This is a genomic window from Pigmentiphaga sp. NML080357 (assembly GCF_002188465.1).
GTDB lineage: Bacteria > Pseudomonadota > Gammaproteobacteria > Burkholderiales > Burkholderiaceae_B > Pigmentiphaga.
Map to the genome: position 1 here is coordinate 119,270 of NZ_NINW01000046.1, position 19,446 is coordinate 138,715.

A 19,446-nucleotide genomic window follows, 5' to 3' on the forward strand; every position below is an offset into this window, starting at 1 on the left:
AGGGCGGGGGAGGAACGCCTCGCGGCTCAGCCCAGGCGGGCCTTGATCAGCTTCGACACCTCGGCCATGTCGGCGCGGCCGGCCAGCTTGGGCTTGACCAGCCCCATGACCTTGCCCATGGCCGCCCCGCCGGTCACGCCCTGGGCCGAAACCTCGGCCACCGCGGCCGCCACGACGGCGGCGATTTCCTCCTCGGAAGCGGCCTGGGGCAGGAACTCCTGCAGCACGGCCATCTCGGCGCGCTCCTGGGCGGCGGATTCCGTGCGCCCGGCCTGCTCGAACGACGCGATGGACTCGCGGCGCTGCTTCACCTGCTTTTCGACGATGGCGACGATGTCGGCGTCCCCCAGGTCGCGGCGCTCGTCGACTTCCTTCTGCTTGATGGCGGCAGCCAGCAGGCGCAGCGTGCCGAGGCGCTCGGTGGCCTTGGCGCGCATGGCGCTCTTGATTTCATCGGACAGGCGGGCTTTGAGGGTATCTGCAGTCATGAGCATTCCGCGGTGTGAGGGTTCGGACGTCGCGGGCGGACGCCGAAAAATGAAGAATAACGGCAAAAACGCCAAAAGCCGCCCGGCTGGCGCCGTAGCGGCTCTGACAACTCTGCGAAACTACCGGAAAGCTTACATCGCGCACGCGGCGCGGCAGCAATCAGTACAGGCGCTTGGGCAGTTGCTGGCTGCGGATGCGCTTGTAGTGGCGCTTGACGGCAGCAGCGTGCTTGCGCTTGCGCTCGGCCGTGGGCTTTTCGTAAAACTCGCGCGAGCGCAGTTCGGTCAGCAAGCCAGTCTTTTCAATGGTGCGCTTGAAACGACGCAGGGCGACCTCAAACGGCTCATTTTCTTTAACGCGAATTGTCGGCATGTAACGATTGCCTCGGGGTTGCTAGGGGTTAATCAAGCCTGCCAATATAGCAGATCCCGCGCCAACTTGCCAATGCTTCTGCGGCCTCGGTGCTACACTGCCCGCTAGGGTTAACTCGCATCATAATCGCGTCCACGCTCATTTTCCATGATCGTCCTCGGCTTTGAAAGTTCCTGCGATGAAACCGGCGTGGCCGTGGTCAGCACCGAGCGCGGGCTCCTCGCCCATGCCTTGCACTCCCAGGTGGAGATGCACCAGGACTATGGCGGCGTCGTCCCGGAACTGGCTTCGCGCGACCACGTGCGGCGGGTACTTCCCCTGACGCGCCAGGCGCTCGACGCCGCGGGCCTGGCCCTGGAAGACGTCGACGCCATTGCGTACACCGCCGGGCCGGGCCTGGCCGGGGCGCTGCTGGTGGGCGCCAGCGTGGCGCAGGCCATCGCCTGGGCGCGCGACCTGCCCTCCATCGCCATCCACCACCTGGAAGGCCATCTGCTCTCGCCGCTGCTGGCCACGCCGCGCCCGGAGTTTCCCTTCGTCGCGCTGCTGGTATCCGGCGGACACACCCAGTTGATGCGGGTGGATGGCGTCGGCCGCTATGCGCTGCTGGGCGAGACCCTGGACGACGCCGCCGGCGAGGCCTTCGACAAGACCGCCAAGCTGCTCGGCCTGGGCTACCCCGGCGGGCCGGCGCTCTCCCGGCTGGCCGAATCCGGACATGCCGAGCGCTTCGACCTGCCCCGCCCCAAGCTGCACAGCCCCGACCTCGACTTCAGCTTCAGCGGGCTCAAGACGGCCGTGCTCACCCGCATGAGGAACCTCGAACCGGACGACGCGCAGGCCCGCGCCGACCTGGCCGCGGCCACGCAGGACGCCATCGTGTCGGTGCTGGTCGCCAAGTCCGTCAAGGCGCTCGAGGCCACCGGGCTGAAACGGCTGGTCATCGCCGGCGGCGTGGGCGCCAACAAGCTGCTGCGCGAACGGTTGGCCGCCCGGCTCGAGCGCCTGGGAGCCCAAGCCTTCTTCCCGCCACTGGAATTGTGCACCGACAACGGCGCCATGATCGCCTTCGCCGCCGCCCTGCGCCTGCAAGCCGGCCTGGCCGACCCCGCCGAGCGCCACAGCGGCTTTACGGTCCAGCCGCGATGGGAGCTGGGTTCCCCTCCTACGCGCTAGGGAGGCCCCCCCCTTTTCGGCCTGCGGCCGCTCCCCCTCAAGGGGAGGGCGGCTTATGGCCTATTCGGCTTTCCTTGCCGGCCAGGAGATTCGCGATGTTCTTCTGGTGGCGGTAGAGCAGCAAGAGCGCCATGATGCCAATGGCCGTGCCGATGCGGGCGTCGGCGGTCCAGGCCACGCCGTGGCCGAATACGTAGTAGATGGGAGCGAAGATGGCGGCGACGATGGCGGCGAGGGAGGAATAGCGGAAGAACACGGCGACGATCAGCCAGGTGGCCAGGGTTGCCACGCCCAGCCATGGCTGCAGTCCGATCAGCACGCCCAGCGCCGTGGCCACGCCTTTGCCGCCCTTGAAGCGGAAGAACACCGGATAGAGATGGCCGAGGAATACCGCCAGCGCGACTACCGCGATGGTGGTCTCGCCCATGCCGAGCCGCGGTGCATAGACCTGGGCCAGCCATACCGCGAGCCAGCCCTTGAAGGCGTCCCCCACCAGGGTGATGACGGCAGCGGCCTTGCTGCCCGAGCGCAGGACATTGGTGGCCCCGGGATTCTTGGAGCCGTAGGTGCGCGGGTCGGCGAGCCCCATGACGCGGCTGACGATGACGGCAAACGATATGGAGCCGATCAGGTAGGCGACGACGGCGGCGGCAATGGTGATCATGGAAAGGGAATCCTCGGGCCAGTGTGGCCACGGTGCAATGACAAAGGCATGACAGCCGGCGATTCTACCGGTTGGCCATCATGCTGTCCCGCGGCGGCGCGAGCGGCGCCTGGCCATGATCGCGGGCACGCATGACAGGAAGGCGGGCGCCTCGGTTCCGGCGTCAGAGCGCCGCCGACACGGGAACGGCGCGCAGCAGGCGCACCAGCTCGCGCGGATCGATGCCGACCAGGTAGCCGCGCTTGCCGCCGTTGATGAATATGCGCGGCAGTTCGAGCACGCTGGCCTCGACGTAGACCGGCATGGCCTTGCGCGTACCGAACGGCGACGTGCCGCCGACCAGGTAGCCGGAATGGCGCTGCGCGACTTCGGGCTTGCACGGCGCCACCTTCTTCGCGCCGATCTGGCGGGCCAGGTTCTTGGTGGACACTTCGCGGTCCCCGTGCATGAGGATCACCAGCGGCCTGGCCTCCTCGTCCTCCATGATCAGGGTCTTGACCACGGCATGCTCGTCCTCGCCCAGTTGGCGCGCCGATTCGGCGGTGCCGCCATGCTCCACGTACTCGTAGGCATGCTCGGTAAAAGCCACGCCGTGCTTGCGCAGGAATTGCGTCGCGGGTGTCTCGGAAACGTGCTTGGATTTGCTCATGTGCTTCGCCGGCGCGGCCGGCCCGGTGAAATGCGCGGCTATCCTCGCGGATGGTGCCGGGCGTGCAGGAGTTTAAGCCGCTCGCGCGCGATATGCGTATAGATCTGGGTGGTCGAGATGTCGGCATGGCCAAGCAGCATCTGGACCACGCGCAGGTCGGCGCCGTGGTTCAGCAGATGCGTGGCGAAAGCGTGGCGCAGCACGTGGGGCGACAAGGCGGCGCGTATGCCGGCACGAATGGCGTATTTCTTGATGATGAGCCAGAAACTCTGGCGCGTCATGGCCTCCGCGCGCGCGGTGACGAAGAGCACGTCGCTGATCCGGCTTCCGAGCAGGGCCGGGCGCGACTCGGCCAGGTAGCGCGTGATCCAGTGCGCCGCCTCGGCGCCCAGCGGCACCAGGCGATCCTTGCCGCCCTTGCCCATGACGACGCGCACCACGCCTTCGTTGAGCCCCACGTCGAGCGACTTCAGCGCGACCAGCTCGGATACGCGCAGGCCGGTGGCATACAAGGTCTCCAGCATGGCGCGATCGCGCAATCCCAGGTCGGTATCCAGGTCCGGGGCCCCCAGCAAGGCCTCTACCTGGGCCTCGGACAAGGTCTTGGGCAACCGCGGCGGCTGCTTGGCCGCGCGCAGCGTCAGGCATGGATCGGCCTCGACGCGATGCATGCGCAGCGCCCACTGGAAATAACGCCGCAGCGTCGCCAGCCGCCGGTTGGCCGTGGTGGCCTTGCTGTGGGAATGGACGGCGGCAAACCAGGCCTCGATGTCGTGGCCCTGCGCGCGGTCGAGCGCGGACCCGCGCGCTTCCTTGAGCCAGGCGTCGAAGGCCGCCAGGTCCTGGCGATACGCACGCAAGGTATTGTCGGACAGGCCGTCCTCCAGCCACATGGCTTCGATGAAGGCCGCTATGCCGGGGTCGTCGCCGGGACGCATCACGCCTTGGCGCGCCTTGGGCTTGTCGCGCAGGACGCTCATCGCATACCCCCCTGTCGCTGCGCGACATCCTCCCCGAGGGAGGAAGCGCGCCCTTCGGCCGGCCGGCCGGGCGCGCTCATTCCCCCCCTCCCCGTCGCCGTCGGCCGGGCGCCGTGGCGGGGGCGAGCAGTGCCACTTCCAGCACCGCAAGCACCTCGTCGCCGGCGCGCGAGGCATAGACGGGCACCGATTGCTGTCCGCGCCATCCATCCAGGCGGCCCTCCAGCAGCAAGGTGGCAAAGCCGTGTACCGCGGACCATGCCAGTATCAAGCGACGGTCGAAATCGGGTCCCTTCTCCGCCAGCCCCCGAGTCGCCAGCGCGGCGGCCAGGGTGTCGGACAAATGCCCGGCGGCCTCCCGGCCGGCCTCGTCCAGGCCGGAATCACCGGGCGCCAGCCTGTCATCGCGGAACATCAATTGGAACTGTGCCCGGTGGCCGATGGCGAAGTCGATGTAGGCCAGGCCGACGGCTCGCAGCTGGGCCTCGGGCTCGGCCGGCGCGGCTTCCCGATAGGCCCGCATCAGGGCGGACAACTGGCGGAACCCGGATGCCGCGAAGGCCGTGAGCAGGCCCGCCACATCGCCGAAATGATGCGCCGGCGCGGCATGGGAGACACCGGCGCGCCGCGCGCACTCGCGCAGCGTGAATCCCTCGAGCCCGCGCTCTTCGAGAATGGACTGCGCCGCATCGAGCAGGGCCTGGCGCAGATCGCCATGGTGATAAGCGCCCGCGCGCGTGGCGGGACGACGGCCGCCCCTGCCGCCGGTGGATTGATCGACTGCCATGCCGCATCTTCGCAAACAAATCTTTACGTCGTCAAATTGACCGCGCCTTCTTCGAGGAAAATAATTCTTGACACTGTAAACATTCATGTTATCGTGACGCTTCCAGCAATCTAGACAGTGTCAACAAAATGACCACCGACTTCCTGCTCGCGTGGATGCACCATCTCTGTTTTCTCGGCATGGCGGCCGCGCTGGCCATGCAGTGGGCACTATTGAGCCCGTCGCGCCCGTTACCCCTGGCCGCCCTGGGCCGGACCGACGCCTGCTACGGCAGCCTGGCCGGCCTGATCCTGGCCATCGGCGCCGCCCGCGTCGCCTGGGGTCCCAAAGGCATGGATTTCTATCTGGACAACCCCATCTTCTGGGCCAAGATCGGGGTATTCCTGGCAGTGGGCGCCGTATCGGCCTTTCCCACCATCAATTACCTGCGCTGGCGGCAGCAAGCCCGCCACACCCCCGACTTCCACCCCGCAGCCACAGACATCGTCAAGGTCCGCACCGCCATCAAGATCCAGGCCGCCGGCTGGGCCGCCCTCCCCATCCTCGCCGCCGCCATGGCCCGGGGCCTGGGCCATTCCTAGCAGACCGCAGGCCCGCCAGCGCCGCCCCCTCGAGGAAGGGAGCGGCCGAAGGCCGCCGGGGGGTTGGCCCTGCCGGGGACTCACTCCAACTTGATGTTCTGCTTCTTCACGACGTCCTTGGCCTTGTTGAGCTCCTTCTCGATCTCGGCCCGGAACTCGGCGGGCGTATTGCCCACCGGCGCGGCCCCTTGCTTGGCCAGCGTATCCTTGACCTGCGGATCGGCCAGCACCTTCACCGCGGCATCACGCAGCTTGTTGACGATCTCGGTCGGTGTCCCGGCCGGCGCCAGCAATCCGTACCATGCCGGATCGTTCATCAGCGGCAGCCCCAGTTCCTTGAACGTCGGCACGTTGGGCAGGCCATCGACCCGTTCCGGCCACGCCACGGCCAATGCGCGCAGCTTGCCCGCCTGGATGTTGGGCATGGACGAGGGCAGGTTGTCGAACAGCATCTGCACCTGACCGCCGACGACGTCGGCAATGGCCGGACCCGAACCGCGATAGGGAATGTGGACGATCTTGGCGCCCGTGCCCAACTGGAAGAGTTCGCCCAGGAAGTGATTGATGCTGCAAGTGCCCGACGTGGCGAACGAGAACTTGCCCGGTTCCTTCTTGGCCAGCTCGAGGAAGGCCTTGAAATCGTTGGCCGGGACCTTGGGATTGACGGCCAGCACGTTGGCGGTGTGGGCGAAATTGGTGACCGGCTGGAAATCCTTGAGCGGGTCGTAGCCCAGCTTGGCATTGCAGGCCGGATTGATCGCCATCGTGGAAACGGTGGCAATGCTCAGGGTATAGCCGTCGGGCGCGGCACGCGCGGCCTCGCTGGCGCCGATGGCGCCACCGCCGCCGCCACGGTTCTCGATCACGAAGGGCTGGCCGAGCTCCTTGCCCATGCGTTCGCCCACCAGCCTGGCGATGATGTCGGTCGAGCCGCCGGGGGCAAACGGCACGATGACGCGCACCGGCCGGTTCGGATAGGACTGCGCGAAGGCTGCGCCGGGTGCCGCGGCGAACGTGGTGACGGCCGCCGCCATTCCCGCCAGCGATGCGGCGATTCTTCTTGCTTTCATGCATGCTCCTCTTTTGGATGGTCCTTCACGGGACGGCCCATGCAGCGCAGGCGCAGGTGCGCACCCGCGCCTACCCTCATCCGGCTTCCTGCGGATATGTCCTGACCTCATGGCTCAAGCGGGCTTGGTCAAGGGCCTGGTCAAAAGAATAGCAAACAGCCTTGTTACGCTGTGCATATCCCCCTGCTCGTTTTCCCCGACTCCCGCTCAGTCGTCGGCGGCCCGTTGCCGCTCCAGCGCCCAGCGCACGTGTTCGCGAACCAGTTCGCTGGGGTGGTCGACCCGTTCCCGCAGCGCCGCCCGCACGGCTTCGGAGGGCGGCGCGTTGCCGAGCGCGACGGCGACATTCCGCAACCAGCGTTCGTAGCCGATGCGGCGAATGGCGCTTCCTTGCGTGCGCTCATCGAAATCCGCCTCGGTCCAGGCGAACAGCTCCAGCAGCGACGCCGCCTCCAGTCCATGGCGCGGCGCGAAATCCGGGATATCCGAGGCGCGCGCGTACTTGTTCCACGGACACGCCGTCTGGCAGTCGTCGCAGCCGTAGACGTGCGTGCCGATGGCCGGCCGCAGCGCCTCCGGGATGCTGCCCTTGAGTTCGATGGTCAGGTAGGAGATGCAGCGCCGGGCGTCGAGCAGGTACGGCGCCACGATCGCGCCGGTCGGACAGGCGTCGATGCAGCGGCGGCATTGTCCGCAGCGTGGCGTCTCCAGCCGATCGGCCGGCAGGGGCAGGTCGGTGAGGATTTCGCCCAGGAAGAACCAGCTGCCGTCGCGCGAGAGCAACAGCGTGTGCTTGCCGCGCCAGCCGATTCCGGCCTTGCGCGCCAGTTCGACTTCCATGATCGGCGCCGAGTCGGTAAAGACGCGGTAACCGAACGGACCGATGTGCCCGGCGATGCGGTCCGCCAGCCGCTGTAGACGCTGGCGCAGCACCTTGTGGTAGTCGCGCCCCAGCGCGTAGCTGGCCACGACCGCCGTGGCGCCGTCGGCCAGGGCCGACCGCTGGCGCGCGGCCAGCGCGGGGCCGTCCAGCGGCGCGTAGTCCATGCGGACCATGATGGCCGATCGGGCATTCGGCACCAATTGGGCAGGATCCCGGCGCAGCGGCAGATGCCGCTCCATATAATCCATTTCGCCATGCATGCCCTCGCCTACCCAGGCGGCCAGCCGTTCCCCCGCCTCGGCCAGGTCGAGGTCGGCAACCCCCACCGCGGAAAACCCCAGTTCCCGTCCCCACTGGCGCACCGATTCGACCAGGCCTGCGAGATCGAGGCCGGAAGAGGAAGAAACGGGTGCATTCGGGGGCAACGCTGACATACTGCGATGGTAGCCCATGCCCACGAACGACGCCTTTCACCCCGCCATGCCCAACTCTCGACATCTCCATCTCGCCGACGAAGCCGCGACCGAAACGCTGGCCGCCCGCCTCGCGCCGCTGGCCGCCACCGGGGGCCGCATTCACCTGCAAGGCGACCTCGGTGCGGGCAAAACCACCTTCGCCCGCGCTCTGTTGCGTGGAGTCGGCGTTACAGGTCGAATCAAAAGTCCGACGTTCACGCTAGTTGAACCTTACAAAGTTTCGAACTTATACTGCTATCACTTTGATTTTTATCGTTTTACCGATCCACGCGAGTGGCTCGACGCCGGATTCCGGGACGCTCTGCGCGATGACGCCCTGGTGCTCATCGAGTGGGCCGAACGCGCGGGCGGTGCGCTCCCGGCTCCGGACCTGGACATCGCGCTGTCTTATGAAGGCGCAGGACGCGGGGTGACGCTCAGTGCCCACACCGCAAAAGGGCAGGCATGGCTGAACACACTTTTTCCCGACACGATGGGCTAGAGCCCGACCCCGACCAGCCGGCCGGCGCGCCGGCCTTGTCCTACGCCCAAGCCCAGGGCGTCCTGGCGCCGCGGGGAATTTCCCGGCGGCGCCTGGTGGCCGGCCTGGCCGCCACCCTGGTGGTGCCGCTGGTTCCCACTGCCACCCGCGCCGCCGAACTGGTGGCCGTGCGCCTGTGGCCCGCGCCCGACTACACCCGGCTCACGCTGGAGCTGGACGCCGAACTCAAGACCGAGCACTTCGTGCTGGCCAACCCCGACCGCGTGGTGCTGGACATCGAAGGCGTGGAAATGAACGCCGCGCTGCGCGACCTGGTGTCCAAGGTCCGCCCGGACGATCCCTATATCGCCAGTGTCCGTGTGGGCCAGAACCGGCCGAACGTGGTAAGGCTGGTGCTGGACCTCAAGCAGGAGACGATTCCCCAGGTTTTCAGCCTCAAGCCGGTGGGGGAATACAAGCACCGCCTCGTGCTGGATCTCTACCCCAAGGTTGCGCAAGACCCGCTGCTGGCCCTGGCGAACAAGGGCGGCGACGATCCGATGGCGCAGATGCTCGAGAATCTGCAGGCCGAGCGCAACGCCGTACCCGCGCCGGGCACCGGCTCCGCCGTCAACGGCGGGCAGATTCCGGAGGCCGCGCCGGAACCGGCGCCTTCCCGCCGGCGGACGGACCCGGCGCCCGCCGTGGCGCGCATGATCACGGTGGCCCTGGATCCCGGTCATGGCGGCGAAGACCCGGGCGCCATCGGACGCGGCGGCACCCGCGAGAAGGACGTGGTGTTGCAGATCGCGCGCGGCCTGAAGGCCAAGATCGACCAGCAGCCCAACATGCGCGCCATGCTCACCCGAGACGGCGACTATTTCGTGCCGCTGCACGTCCGTGTCGCCAAGGCGAGGCGCGTCCAGGCCGATCTTTTCGTATCGGTGCACGCCGACGCCTGGATCAAGCCCGATGCCCGCGGTTCGTCGGTCTTCGCCCTGTCCGAGAGCGGCGCCAGCAGCAGCGCCGCCCGCTGGCTGGCGGCCAAGGAAAATGCCTCCGACCTCATAGGCGGGGTCAACATCGGCTCGCACGACAAGCAGATCGCGCGGGTGCTGCTCGACTTGTCGACCACGGCGCAGATCAACGACTCGCTCAAGCTCGGCCGCGCCGTGCTGGACGAGTTGTCGAACATCAACCGGCTGCACAAACCGCGCGTCGAACAGGCCGGCTTTGCCGTCCTGAAGGCGCCGGACATCCCTTCCATCCTGGTGGAGACCGCCTTCATCAGCAATCCCCAGGAAGAAAAGCGGCTCTCGGACGTCTCCTACCAGGACAGCATGGCGACCGCCATCATGCAGGGCATCCAGCGCTATTTCGCGAAGAATCCGCCGCTGTCCAAGAACAAACTGACGTAGAGATACCCCCCCTACGCGCTTACGCGCCCCCCCCAGGGGGCGATGCGGGCGGACCGGCGGAGCCGGATCCGCCGCATCCTGGATCTAGTACCGTTATCTTGGGGTGGGGCGCTTGTGCTTCGCTGGCTGCCAGCGATAGCAACGGTGCGGCAATTTAAGAAACTCGTACTAGACCCAGGGCGCCGCGGATCCGGCTTTGCCGGTCCGCCAGCGCCGCCCCCTTGAGGGGGACGCGCGAAGCGCGGAGGGGGTGGGCTCCCCTTGCGCGAAGCGCGGAGGGGGTGGGCTTCTTCGCTTCCCTATTGCTCTACGCCGGCGGAGCGATTGCGGAAGTGGCGCAGGCCTTTCCAGAGGGCGCCTAGCAGCAAGGGGACGATCGCGGCGGCCAGGCCGACCAGGACGATGGTGTTCAGGTGTTCGCGCACGAGCGGCAGGTTGCCGAAGAAGTAACCGGCAAGGACCAGCAGCACGACCCAGAGCACGGCGCCGACGACATTGAAGAACTGGAAGCGGGCGAAGGTCATGTAGCCGACACCGGCCACGAAGGGGGCGAAGGTGCGCACGATGGGCAGGAAGCGGGCGATGATCAGGGTCTTGCCGCCGTGCTTTTCGTAGAAAGTGTGGGTCTTGAGCAGCGCTTCGCGGTCGAGGAAACGGATGTTCTGCGAAAAGACCCGTGGCCCGATGTAGCGGCCGACGAAATAGTTGACGGTGTTTCCGGTCACGGCGGCGACGAGCAGCAGCGCGATGAGCAGTCCCGGGTGCATGCTGCCGGTGGCGGCAAAGGCGCCGGCGATGAACAGCAGCGAGTCGCCGGGCAGGAACGGCACCACGACCAGTCCGGTCTCCGCGAAGATGATCAGGAACAGGATCAGGTAGATCCACGCGCCGTATTGCGCGACCCACACGCCCAGGGTCTGGTCGATGTGGATCAGCATGTTCAGAAATTCGAGCATAGGAGAACCGGGCCTTTTCCCGCGAGCATGAAAACCGATCGGGCAATATAGCCCACGCCGGCGTTTCCGCACATGTCAAAGCATGACAGCCCCCCGGCTTTGCGGGCGGACCACTATAATCCCGCCATGTCCGAACGCCGCACCATCGCCCAGCTGCCCGACCTCCTGATCAGCCAGATCGCGGCCGGCGAAGTCATCGAGCGCCCCGCCTCGGTGCTCAAGGAGTTGATGGAGAACGCCATCGACGCCGGCGCGCGGGCGATCGACGTCAGGCTCGAGGGCGGCGGCATACGCCGGATCGCGGTGAGCGACGACGGCAGCGGCATTCCGCCCGATGAACTACCCCTGGCGGTCGCCCGCCACGCCACCAGCAAGATCCGTTCGCTCAACGAGCTCGAATCCGTCGCTTCCATGGGTTTTCGCGGCGAAGCGCTGGCTTCCATCGCCTCGGTCGCGCGACTGGCCCTGATATCGCGCACCGCCGGCGCCGACCACGCCTGGCAGTGGGAGGACGGCCAGGTGGCGCCGGCCTCCGGCCCGCCCGGCACGACCGTCGACGTACGCCAATTGTTCGATGCGGTCCCTGCGCGGCGCAAGTTCCTGAAATCGGAAGCCACCGAATTCGGCCATTGCGTGGAAGCCTTCCAGCGGATTGCGCTCGCGCACTGCCATGTCGCCTTCCGGCTGTTCCATCACGACCGCGCCTACCAGCAGCACCTGCCCGCCGATCCGGTGCGTCGCATCCACGACGTGCTCGGCGCCGAATTCGGGCAAGGCGGCCTGCCGGTGCAGGCCGACGCGGGAGCGATACGCCTGCATGGCGTGGTATCCCGACCCACGGCCTCGCGCGCCCGGGCCGACCGCCAGTACCTGTATGTGAACGGCCGCTTTGTGCGCGATCGCACCGTGAGCCATGCGATGCGCACTGCCTATGCCGACGTGCTGCACGGCGACCGGCAGCCGGCCTACGTGTTGTTCCTGGATCTCGACCCGGCCGCGGTCGACGTCAACGTGCATCCTGCCAAGCACGAGGTACGCTTCCGCGACAGCGGCGCGGTGCATCGTTTCGTTTCGCAGATCATCGGCCAGACGCTGGCCCATGCGGCGGGCGCCGCGCCGGACCTGGCGCATGCGCAGGCCGCGATCGCCGAACCCGTCTTCGAACAGATCGGCGGCGCCGACGCCATGACCGGCTCCGCTCCTGCGCCGGGCACAGGCACGCTCGGCCCGGTCGCGCCGGCCCTGGCCTCGGCCTCGCAATTGCCGTTCAGGCTGCACGATGCGGCCACGCCGGCTTACCGGCCGGAACTGGGTGCGCGCATCCTCGCGCTGCACGAACCGCTTGCGCCGCCGCCGGTACCTGCCTCGCCTACCGCGTCCGGCGCGGCCCAGGCGCTCGCCGGCGCCCGGCCGCGCCCGCTTCCCGACGACGGCGAGTTCCCGCTCGGCATGGCGGTGGCCCAGCTCCACGGCATCTACGTGCTGGCCCAGAACGCGCACGGCCTCGTGGTGGTCGACATGCACGCGGCCCACGAACGCATCGTCTACGAACAACTCAAGAACGCCCTCGACGCCCAGCGCATGCCGCGGCAGAACCTGCTGGTGCCGGTGGTCTTCCGGGCTTCCGAACGGGATGTGGCGCTGGTGGAGGAGCAGCAGGAGGCGCTGGCCGGACTGGGCTTCGAGCTGCGGCCCGCGGGACCGGCGTCGATCGCGGTAAGGGCCGTGCCCGCGCCGCTGGCGCAGGCGGACATCGAGACGCTGGCGCGCGAAGTGCTGCGCGACTTCGCCGAGATCGGCGCCTCGCGACTGCTGACCGAACAGCGCAACGAATTGCTCGCCACCATGGCCTGCCATGGCGCCGTGCGCGCCAACCGCCGGCTCAACCTGGACGAAATGAACGGCCTCTTGCGGCAAATGGAGGCCACCGAGCGCGCGGACCAGTGCAATCATGGCCGCCCGACCTGGGTGCAGCTCAGCGTGGGCGACCTCGACCGGCTGTTCCTGCGCGGCCGCTGATCCCGCGATGGCGACACTGATGGCCGCCGATACGCCGCCTCCCGTCCTGTGCCTGATGGGCCCCACCGCCGCGGGCAAGAGCGCGGCCACGCTGGCGCTGGCCGAGCGCTGGCCCGTCGAGATCGTCAACGTCGATTCGGCCACGATCTACCGCGGCATGGACATAGGCACCGCCAAGCCCAGCCGCGAGGAACGCGAGCTCGTGCCCCAGCATCTGCTCGACATCCGCGACCCGGCGGAGACCTTCTCGGCGGGGCAATTCCGCAGCGAGGCGCTGCGCCTGATCGGCGACATCCGCGGCCGCGGTCGCATCCCTATCCTGGCCGGCGGCACCATGATGTATTTCAAGGCGCTGCGGGAAGGGCTGGACAGCCTGCCGCAGGCCGATGCCGTCCTGCGCGCGCAGCTCAACGCCAGGGCGGCCGAAATCGGCTGGCCCGCGATGCACGCCGAGCTGGCGCGCGTCGACCCGGCCACCGCCGCACGGCTCTCGCCCAACGACAGCCAGCGCATCCAGCGCGCCCTCGAAATCCATGCGCTTGCGGGCAAGCCCATGTCGGCGCTGCTCACTGGCCAGCGCGCGGCGGCCGGGTCCCCGCTTCGCACCGTCAACTTGAGCCTGGAGCCGTCCGAGCGGGCCGGGCTGCACGCCCGCATCGAACAGCGCTTCGACGCCATGCTCGAAGCCGGACTGGTGGAAGAGGTGCGCCGCCTGCGCGCGCGCCCCGACCTGAGTCCCGAGCTGCCTTCCATACGATGCGTGGGATACCGCCAAGTCTGGAGCTACCTGGCGGGAGAGATCCACGGTGCCGAGATGCGCGGGCAGGCCATTGCCGCGACGCGGCAGCTGGCCAAGCGGCAGATCACCTGGCTGCGCGCGCTGCCCGACCGGATCGTGGTGGACTGCCTTGCCCCGGACAGCACCGCACGCGTCATCGACGCGGCGGCGGCGACACTCGACGCGGCGATCAGCGCCGCGGGCTGAACAGCGCCATCGAGGCGGCCAGCCTCCCATCCCGCGCCGATATCCTGTCGCGGCCCGCCAACCCGCGGCGTGCGCCCTCTCCCCGGCCCTGCTATGCTCAATGCTCGCGCGGCCCGTTGCCGCGCGAGCACTTTCGACGACACGATTCATGAACAGGTACTGGAGCCGCGTCACTCAGCAACTGACGCCCTACGTCCCCGGCGAACAGCCGCAGATCGACGGACTGGTCAAACTCAACACCAACGAGAACCCGTATCCGCCCTCGCCGCGTGCCCTGGAAGCCATCCGCCACGCCACCGGCGAGTCCCTGCGCCGCTATCCCGACCCCGATGCCACGGCGTTCAAGACCGCGGTGGCGCGCTTCCATGGCGTGCCTGCCGACCACGTGTTCGCCGGCAACAGTTCGGACGAGGTGCTGGCCCATGTCTTCGTGGGTCTGCTCAAGCACGACCTGCCGCTGCTGTTCCCGGACGTGACGTACAGCTTCTACCCGGTTTACTGCGGCCTGTACGGCATCGACTACCGTGCCGTGCCGCTGACCGACGATCTGTCCATCCGCGTGCAGGACTACGGCCAGCCGAACGGCGGCATCATTTTTCCGAATCCGAACGCGCCGACCGGACGCCTGCTGCCGCTGGACGACATCGAGGCCCTGCTGAAGGCGAATCCCGACTCCGCCGTGGTCATCGACGAAGCCTATGTCGATTTCGGTGGCGCCTCGGCGGTTCCGCTGGTGGCGGCCTACCCGAACCTGCTGGTGGTGCAGACGCTTTCCAAGGCGCGCTCGCTGGCGGGACTCCGCGTGGGATACGCCATCGGCCAGCCGCACCTGATCGAAGGACTGGAACGGGTCAAGAGCAGCTTCAATTCGTATCCGCTCGACCGGCTGGCGATCGCGGGCGCTACCGCGGCCATGGAGGACACGGCCTACTTCGACCAGACCCGCCGGGCCGTCATGGCCTCGCGCGCGCGCCTGACGGAGCAATTGACGCAGCTCGGTTTCGAAGTACTGCCTTCGGCGGCCAACTTCGTCTTCGCGCGCCATCCCTCGCACGACGGCGCGGCGCTGCTCAAGGCGCTGCGCGAACGCAAGGTACTGGTGCGGCATTTCAAGCAGCCGCGCATCGACCAGTACCTGCGTATCAGCATAGGCACCGATGCCGAGTGCGATGCGCTGATCGGGGCCCTGCGCGCCATCGTCGGTTGAACGACGCGGCGAGCCTCGCGACCGGAGCCGCCGCACTCCGGCCCCGTGCGCGGGCTTGCCCGAAATTCCGGCAACGGCCGGCGGTCCTTACACCACTTCGGTCTGTGCCGCGCCCGGCTGCTGCTCGACGATCTCGCCGATGCGGTAGACCGTCTCGCCCTGCTCGCGCAGGGTCGCGGCCACGGCATCGGCCTCGGCGGCCGACACCACCACCACCATGCCGATGCCGCAATTGAACACGCGATGCATCTCGACGTCGGCCACGCCGCCTTCGCGCTGCAGCCAGGCGAAGAGCTCGGGCATCTTCCAGGCATCGCGGTGCAGGCGCGCGGCCAGGCCCGGCCGCAGAATGCGCGGCACGTTGTCCAGCAGGCCGCCGCCGGTGATGTGGGCCAGGCCCTTGATCTCATGCTTGGCAATGGCCGCCAGCACCTGCTTGACATAGATGCGGGTGGGCGCCATGACCACGTCGCGCAGCGGCTGGCCATGGAAATCGTGGTCGGGTCCGGCCCCGGCGCGCTCGATGATCTTGCGCACCAGCGAATAGCCGTTGGAGTGGGCGCCGCTGGAAGCCAGGCCGAGCACGGCATCGCCCGGCTGGATGCGGCTGCCGTCTATGGCGCGGGATTTCTCGACCGCGCCGACGGCAAAGCCCGCCAGGTCGTATTCGCCGTCGGGATACATGCCGGGCATCTCGGCGGTCTCGCCGCCGATCAGCGCGCAGCCGGCCAGTTCGCAACCCTTGGCGATGCCGCCGATGACGGTTGCGGCGGTATCCACCGACAGGCGGCCGCAGGCGAAGTAATCGAGGAAGAACAACGGCTCGGCACCCTGCACGAGAATATCGTTGACACTCATCGCCACCAGGTCGATGCCGACCGTGTCGTGCTTGTTCCAAGAGAAGGCCAGGCGCAGCTTGGTGCCCACGCCGTCCGTACCCGACACCAGCACAGGCTCGCGGTATTTTTTCGGCACCTCGAACAGCGCCCCGAATCCGCCAATGCCGGCCAGCACGCCCTCGCGCAAGGTACGCTTGGCGAGCGGCTTGATGCGCTCGACCAGGGCATCCCCCGCATCGATGTCGACGCCCGCGTCACGATAGGTTAGAGAAGAAGCGCTGGGTTGTTGTGCGGACATGGAATGGACCGAAAAATAAGTTGGCGCGTGCCCCGGAGGGATGCGTTTTCGTTGGCCAGGCGGGAAAAAGGCGGTTTTTCGTCCCCGGTCCGGCGGCGGCGCCCCGTCGGGGACGCGGCCGCGAACCCCGCGTCAACGGGCCCTCGCAGCAAAAAAACCAGCCGGGGAACGCCTGAAAGCTATAATTTTACGATGATTGGTATTCCCATGCAGCGTATAGGGGCTTGCGGCCGGTTCCGTCCCGCCGACGGCCCTGTGGCGGCCTCCTCCGCCGCCTCGCCGCCTTTGCGTTTCTTTCCTGCCTGCGCAGCCTTGCCCGGCCCGACCTGTCGCCTCCCAACGCCATGATCGTCCGACGCTGCGGGTCTTCTTAGCCGCATCACATGAAGCAGTTGCTACTCGACGTTCTTGCCGCGCCGGCGCCGTCCTTGGAAAACTACGTCGCGGGCCCCAATACCGAGGCCCTGGCGACGCTGCGCGCGCTGCCTCCCGGCCGGGCCGTCTACCTCTGGGGGCCGGCGGGATGCGGACGCACGCACCTGCTGCGCGCCTTGTCCGACGGCGCGGGCGCGGTCTATCTGGACAGCCGCAGTCCGGTCTCGGCCTACAGGCGCGCCGCCCAGCCCGAGGACGCCGATGCCCGGCCAGCCCTGATCGCCATCGACGACCTGCACCTTCTGGACGAGCCCCGCCTGGCGGCCGTGTTCACGCTGTACAACCGCTGGCGCGAACTTTCCGCCACCGACATGGCCGTGTCGCTGGTCGTGGCCGGCGAACGCGCTCCCGGGCAGCTCGAGATCCGGGAAGACCTGCGCACCCGGCTCGGATGGGACCTCGTGTTCCGCCTCGAAGTGCTGTCCGACGCCGACAAGACCGATGCCCTGGTCCGCCAGGCTGCCAGCCGGGGCCTGCAACTGGCCCCGGAAGTGGTCAACTGGATACTTACCCACTACGAGCGCGACATGCGCCAGCTGGCCGCCCTGCTCGACGCCCTGGACCGCTACTCGCTCGCCGCCAAGCGGCCGATCACCCTCCCGCTGCTGCGCGCCATGCTGGCCGAACAGCCCCAATCGCCCTCCATTCAGTCGTATTCTTCGTTGTCATGACCGCCACCCAAGCGCCGCCCGCACGCCTCGCCTTGTTCGACCTGGACCACACCCTGCTGCCGCTCGACAGCGACTACCGGTGGGCCGATTTCCTCGCCCGTGGCGGCCACGTCGGCGATCCCGAGGCGGCCTGCGCCAAGAACGAGGAACTGATGCGGCGCTACGATGCCGGCAAGCTGACCGCCATCGAGTCCGCCGAGTTCATGCTGGGCCTGCTGGCGCAGAACACGCCCTACGACCTGGCGCGCTGGCACGAGGAATTCATGGCCGAGGTCATCCGCCCCGCCATCACCGCGCGGGCCATCGCCCTCGTGCGCGAGCACCTGGAGGCCGGGGACCTGTGCGCCATCGCCACCTCCACCAACTCCTTCGTGACCGCTCCGGTTGCCCGCGCATTCGGCATCCCGGTGCTGCTGGCCACCGAGCCCGAGTACGTGGCCGGCCGCTACACCGGCCGCATCCAGGGCATCCCTTGCTTCCGCGAAGGCAAGGTGGTGCGCGTCAACCAATGGCTGGCCGGATACGGCTGGCAGCTGTCCGATTTCCGGCAGTCTTTCTTCTATAGCGACTCGATGAACGATGTCCCGCTGCTCGAGGCGGTGACCGACCCGGTCGCCGCCAACCCGTCCGCTGCGCTGCGCGAGTTGGCGCGCGACCGGGGCTGGCGCATCACGGATCTGTTCGCATGATCAAGAAGCTCATCAGCAAACTCTTCACCCCGCGGGCGCCACGGCCCATCCTGAGCGTCAGGCGGCATGCCCCCCTGCGCGTGCCGCAGGCCAAGCACGGCATCGACCGCCGCCTGGTATCGCGCCATGCGATCAAGGTGTGCGACGTGCTGCACGAGAACGGCTACCAGGCCTACATCGTGGGCGGCGCGGTGCGCGACCTGATCGTCGGCGCGCAGCCCAAGGATTTCGACGTGGCCACCGACGCCACGCCGGAACAGGTGCAACCGCTCTTTCGCCGCGCGCGCATCATCGGCCGCCGGTTCCGCCTGGTGCACGTGGTGTTCGGCCAGGAGATCATCGAAACCTCCACCTTCCGCGCCTCCGGCTCGGACGAGCAGACCACCGACGAACATGGCCGCATCCTGCGCGACAACGTCTTCGGCACGCTGGAGGAGGATGCGGCGCGGCGAGACTTCACGCTCAACGCGCTGTACTACGACCCGGCCACCGAGATCGTCATCGACTATCACAACGGCGTGGCCGACCTGAAGAAGAAGGTCGTCAGCATCATCGGCGACCCCGTCAAGCGCTACCGCGAGGACCCGGTGCGGATGCTGCGCGGCGTACGCTTTGCCGCCAAGCTCGGCTTCACCATCGCGCCGGCCACCCAGGCGCCGATCCGCGAAATGGCGCACCTGATCGAGAACGTGCCGGCATCGCGGCTGTTCGACGAAATGCTCAAGATGCTGACCTGCGGCCACGCGCTGGACTGCCTGCGGCGCCTGCGCGCCGAGGGACTGCACAAGGGCCTGCTCCCGCTGCTCGACGTGGTGCTCGAGCAGCCCGGCGGCGAGCGCTTCGTCCAGCTGGCGCTCGAACGCACTGACACGCGGGTGCGCAGCGGCAAGTCGGTCAGCCCCAGCTTCCTGTTCGCGGCGCTGCTCTGGCAGCAGGTCAACGAACGCTGGCAGCAATACCGGGCCGACGGCGAGCTGCCCATGCCTGCGCTGGGCATGGCGGTGGACTCGGTGCTGGACGACCAGACCGAGAAGCTGGCGATCCAGCGCCGCTTCGTCTCCGACATGCGGGAAATCTGGTTCATGCAGCCCCGCTTCGAGCGGCGGCAGGGCAAGGCGGCCTGGCGCATGATCGAACAACCCCGCTTTCGCGCTGCTTGCGACTTCCTGCAATTGCGCGCTGCCGCGGGCGAGGTGGACAGCACCCTGGCGCAGTGGTGGATGGACCTGGCCGATGCCAGCGACTCGGCGCGCGCCGCCATGCTCGAAGAACTGGCCCGGCAGCCGCGCGCGCCAGGCGACGCGCCGGCCCGCAAGCGCCGCCGCCGCAGCGGCCGCTCGCG

At 68.0% G+C, this 19,446-nt stretch carries 20 protein-coding genes; 10 read left to right on the plus strand and 10 right to left on the minus strand.

Features of this window, described 5'->3' with window-relative positions:
• Positions 1-26: 26 nt before the first annotated feature.
• Together CDO44_RS21405 and rpsU are read right to left on the minus strand one after the other, a co-directional pair.
• A complete protein-coding gene (locus CDO44_RS21405; RefSeq protein ID WP_087782306.1) occupies positions 27-488 on the minus strand; it encodes a GatB/YqeY domain-containing protein in 462 nt (153 codons plus the stop codon).
• A 160-nt stretch (positions 489-648) separates the two neighbouring features.
• Positions 649-861, minus strand: coding sequence for a 30S ribosomal protein S21 (gene rpsU, locus CDO44_RS21410; RefSeq protein ID WP_087782307.1), 213 nt, complete (start codon positions 859-861; stop codon positions 649-651).
• Positions 862-1,008: 147 nt separating this feature from the next.
• On the opposite strand from rpsU, the gene tsaD reads away from it, so the two are divergent.
• A complete protein-coding gene (gene tsaD / locus CDO44_RS21415; protein WP_087782308.1) occupies positions 1,009-2,037 on the plus strand; it encodes a tRNA (adenosine(37)-N6)-threonylcarbamoyltransferase complex transferase subunit TsaD in 1,029 nt (342 codons plus the stop codon).
• Positions 2,038-2,074: 37 nt separating this feature from the next.
• Here tsaD and plsY read toward each other — a convergent pair whose 3' ends face one another.
• From plsY to CDO44_RS21435, 4 genes are all read right to left on the minus strand, one after another.
• A complete protein-coding gene (gene plsY / locus CDO44_RS21420) occupies positions 2,075-2,701 on the minus strand; it encodes a glycerol-3-phosphate 1-O-acyltransferase PlsY (RefSeq protein WP_087782309.1) in 627 nt (208 codons plus the stop codon).
• A gap of 163 nt (positions 2,702-2,864) precedes the next feature.
• Positions 2,865-3,350, minus strand: a complete 486-nt coding sequence (gene ybaK / locus CDO44_RS21425; protein ID WP_087782310.1) for a Cys-tRNA(Pro) deacylase — start codon at positions 3,348-3,350, stop codon at positions 2,865-2,867.
• 38 nt (positions 3,351-3,388) lie between these two features.
• Positions 3,389-4,288: a site-specific tyrosine recombinase XerD gene (gene xerD / locus CDO44_RS21430; RefSeq protein WP_087782339.1), complete on the minus strand. Its 900-nt coding sequence runs from the start codon at positions 4,286-4,288 to the stop codon at positions 3,389-3,391.
• Between the two features lie 118 nt (positions 4,289-4,406).
• Positions 4,407-5,117 carry a TetR/AcrR family transcriptional regulator gene (locus CDO44_RS21435; RefSeq protein WP_158213377.1) on the minus strand — a complete coding sequence of 237 codons (711 nt, stop codon included), beginning with the start codon at positions 5,115-5,117 and terminating at the stop codon, positions 4,407-4,409.
• Between the two features lie 128 nt (positions 5,118-5,245).
• Between CDO44_RS21435 and CDO44_RS21440 the strand changes: the two genes are divergently transcribed.
• Positions 5,246-5,698, plus strand: coding sequence for a DUF2214 family protein (locus CDO44_RS21440; protein WP_087782312.1), 453 nt, complete (start codon positions 5,246-5,248; stop codon positions 5,696-5,698).
• Between the two features lie 80 nt (positions 5,699-5,778).
• On the opposite strand, the gene CDO44_RS21445 is transcribed toward CDO44_RS21440, so the two are convergent.
• A complete protein-coding gene (locus CDO44_RS21445) occupies positions 5,779-6,768 on the minus strand; it encodes a tripartite tricarboxylate transporter substrate binding protein BugE (RefSeq protein WP_369824701.1) in 990 nt (329 codons plus the stop codon).
• Positions 6,769-6,975: 207 nt separating this feature from the next.
• Complete coding sequence (queG, locus tag CDO44_RS21450; protein ID WP_087782340.1) at positions 6,976-8,085, minus strand: tRNA epoxyqueuosine(34) reductase QueG; 1,110 nt, start codon at positions 8,083-8,085, stop codon at positions 6,976-6,978.
• A gap of 16 nt (positions 8,086-8,101) precedes the next feature.
• Between queG and tsaE the strand changes: the two genes are divergently transcribed.
• Together tsaE and CDO44_RS21460 are read left to right on the plus strand one after the other, a co-directional pair.
• The gene (gene tsaE / locus CDO44_RS21455) at positions 8,102-8,608 is read left to right on the plus strand and encodes a tRNA (adenosine(37)-N6)-threonylcarbamoyltransferase complex ATPase subunit type 1 TsaE (protein WP_233146300.1); all 507 of its coding nucleotides are present in this window, start codon (positions 8,102-8,104) and stop codon (positions 8,606-8,608) included.
• On the plus strand, positions 8,572-10,005 hold the full coding sequence (locus tag CDO44_RS21460) for an N-acetylmuramoyl-L-alanine amidase (protein WP_087782314.1): 1,434 nt from the start codon (positions 8,572-8,574) through the stop codon (positions 10,003-10,005). The genes tsaE and CDO44_RS21460 overlap by 37 nt, the downstream gene beginning before the upstream one ends.
• A 299-nt stretch (positions 10,006-10,304) precedes the next feature.
• On the opposite strand, the gene CDO44_RS21465 is transcribed toward CDO44_RS21460, so the two are convergent.
• Entirely contained in the window at positions 10,305-10,961 is a 657-nt protein-coding gene (locus CDO44_RS21465) for a VTT domain-containing protein (protein ID WP_087782315.1), read from the minus strand.
• Positions 10,962-11,087: 126 nt separating this feature from the next.
• Here CDO44_RS21465 and mutL point away from each other — a divergent pair, with 126 nt between their 5' ends.
• The 3 genes from mutL (at position 11,088) to hisC (ending at position 15,172) form a co-directional block, all read left to right on the plus strand.
• Positions 11,088-12,980, plus strand: a complete 1,893-nt coding sequence (mutL, locus tag CDO44_RS21470; protein WP_087782342.1) for a DNA mismatch repair endonuclease MutL — start codon at positions 11,088-11,090, stop codon at positions 12,978-12,980.
• Positions 12,981-12,987: 7 nt separating this feature from the next.
• Positions 12,988-13,965 (plus strand): tRNA (adenosine(37)-N6)-dimethylallyltransferase MiaA, encoded by a 978-nt coding sequence (gene miaA / locus CDO44_RS21475; protein ID WP_198951417.1) that lies wholly within the window; start codon positions 12,988-12,990, stop codon positions 13,963-13,965.
• A 148-nt stretch (positions 13,966-14,113) separates the two neighbouring features.
• Entirely contained in the window at positions 14,114-15,172 is a 1,059-nt protein-coding gene (hisC, locus tag CDO44_RS21480) for a histidinol-phosphate transaminase (protein WP_087782317.1), read from the plus strand.
• An 87-nt stretch (positions 15,173-15,259) separates the two neighbouring features.
• Here the strand turns inward: hisC and purM are convergent, their stop codons facing one another.
• Positions 15,260-16,309, minus strand: a complete 1,050-nt coding sequence (gene purM / locus CDO44_RS21485; RefSeq protein WP_087782318.1) for a phosphoribosylformylglycinamidine cyclo-ligase — start codon at positions 16,307-16,309, stop codon at positions 15,260-15,262.
• Between the two features lie 383 nt (positions 16,310-16,692).
• Between purM and hda the strand changes: the two genes are divergently transcribed.
• The 3 genes from hda to pcnB all read left to right on the plus strand — a co-directional run.
• Positions 16,693-17,415 carry a DnaA regulatory inactivator Hda gene (gene hda, locus CDO44_RS21490; protein WP_087782319.1) on the plus strand — a complete coding sequence of 241 codons (723 nt, stop codon included), beginning with the start codon at positions 16,693-16,695 and terminating at the stop codon, positions 17,413-17,415.
• A complete protein-coding gene (locus CDO44_RS21495; protein ID WP_087782320.1) occupies positions 17,412-18,104 on the plus strand; it encodes an HAD family phosphatase in 693 nt (230 codons plus the stop codon). The genes hda and CDO44_RS21495 overlap by 4 nt, the downstream gene beginning before the upstream one ends.
• The coding region (gene pcnB / locus CDO44_RS21500; RefSeq protein ID WP_087782321.1) for a polynucleotide adenylyltransferase PcnB at positions 18,101-19,446 on the plus strand (1,346 nt) is incomplete at its 3' end. The genes CDO44_RS21495 and pcnB, both read left to right, overlap by 4 nt.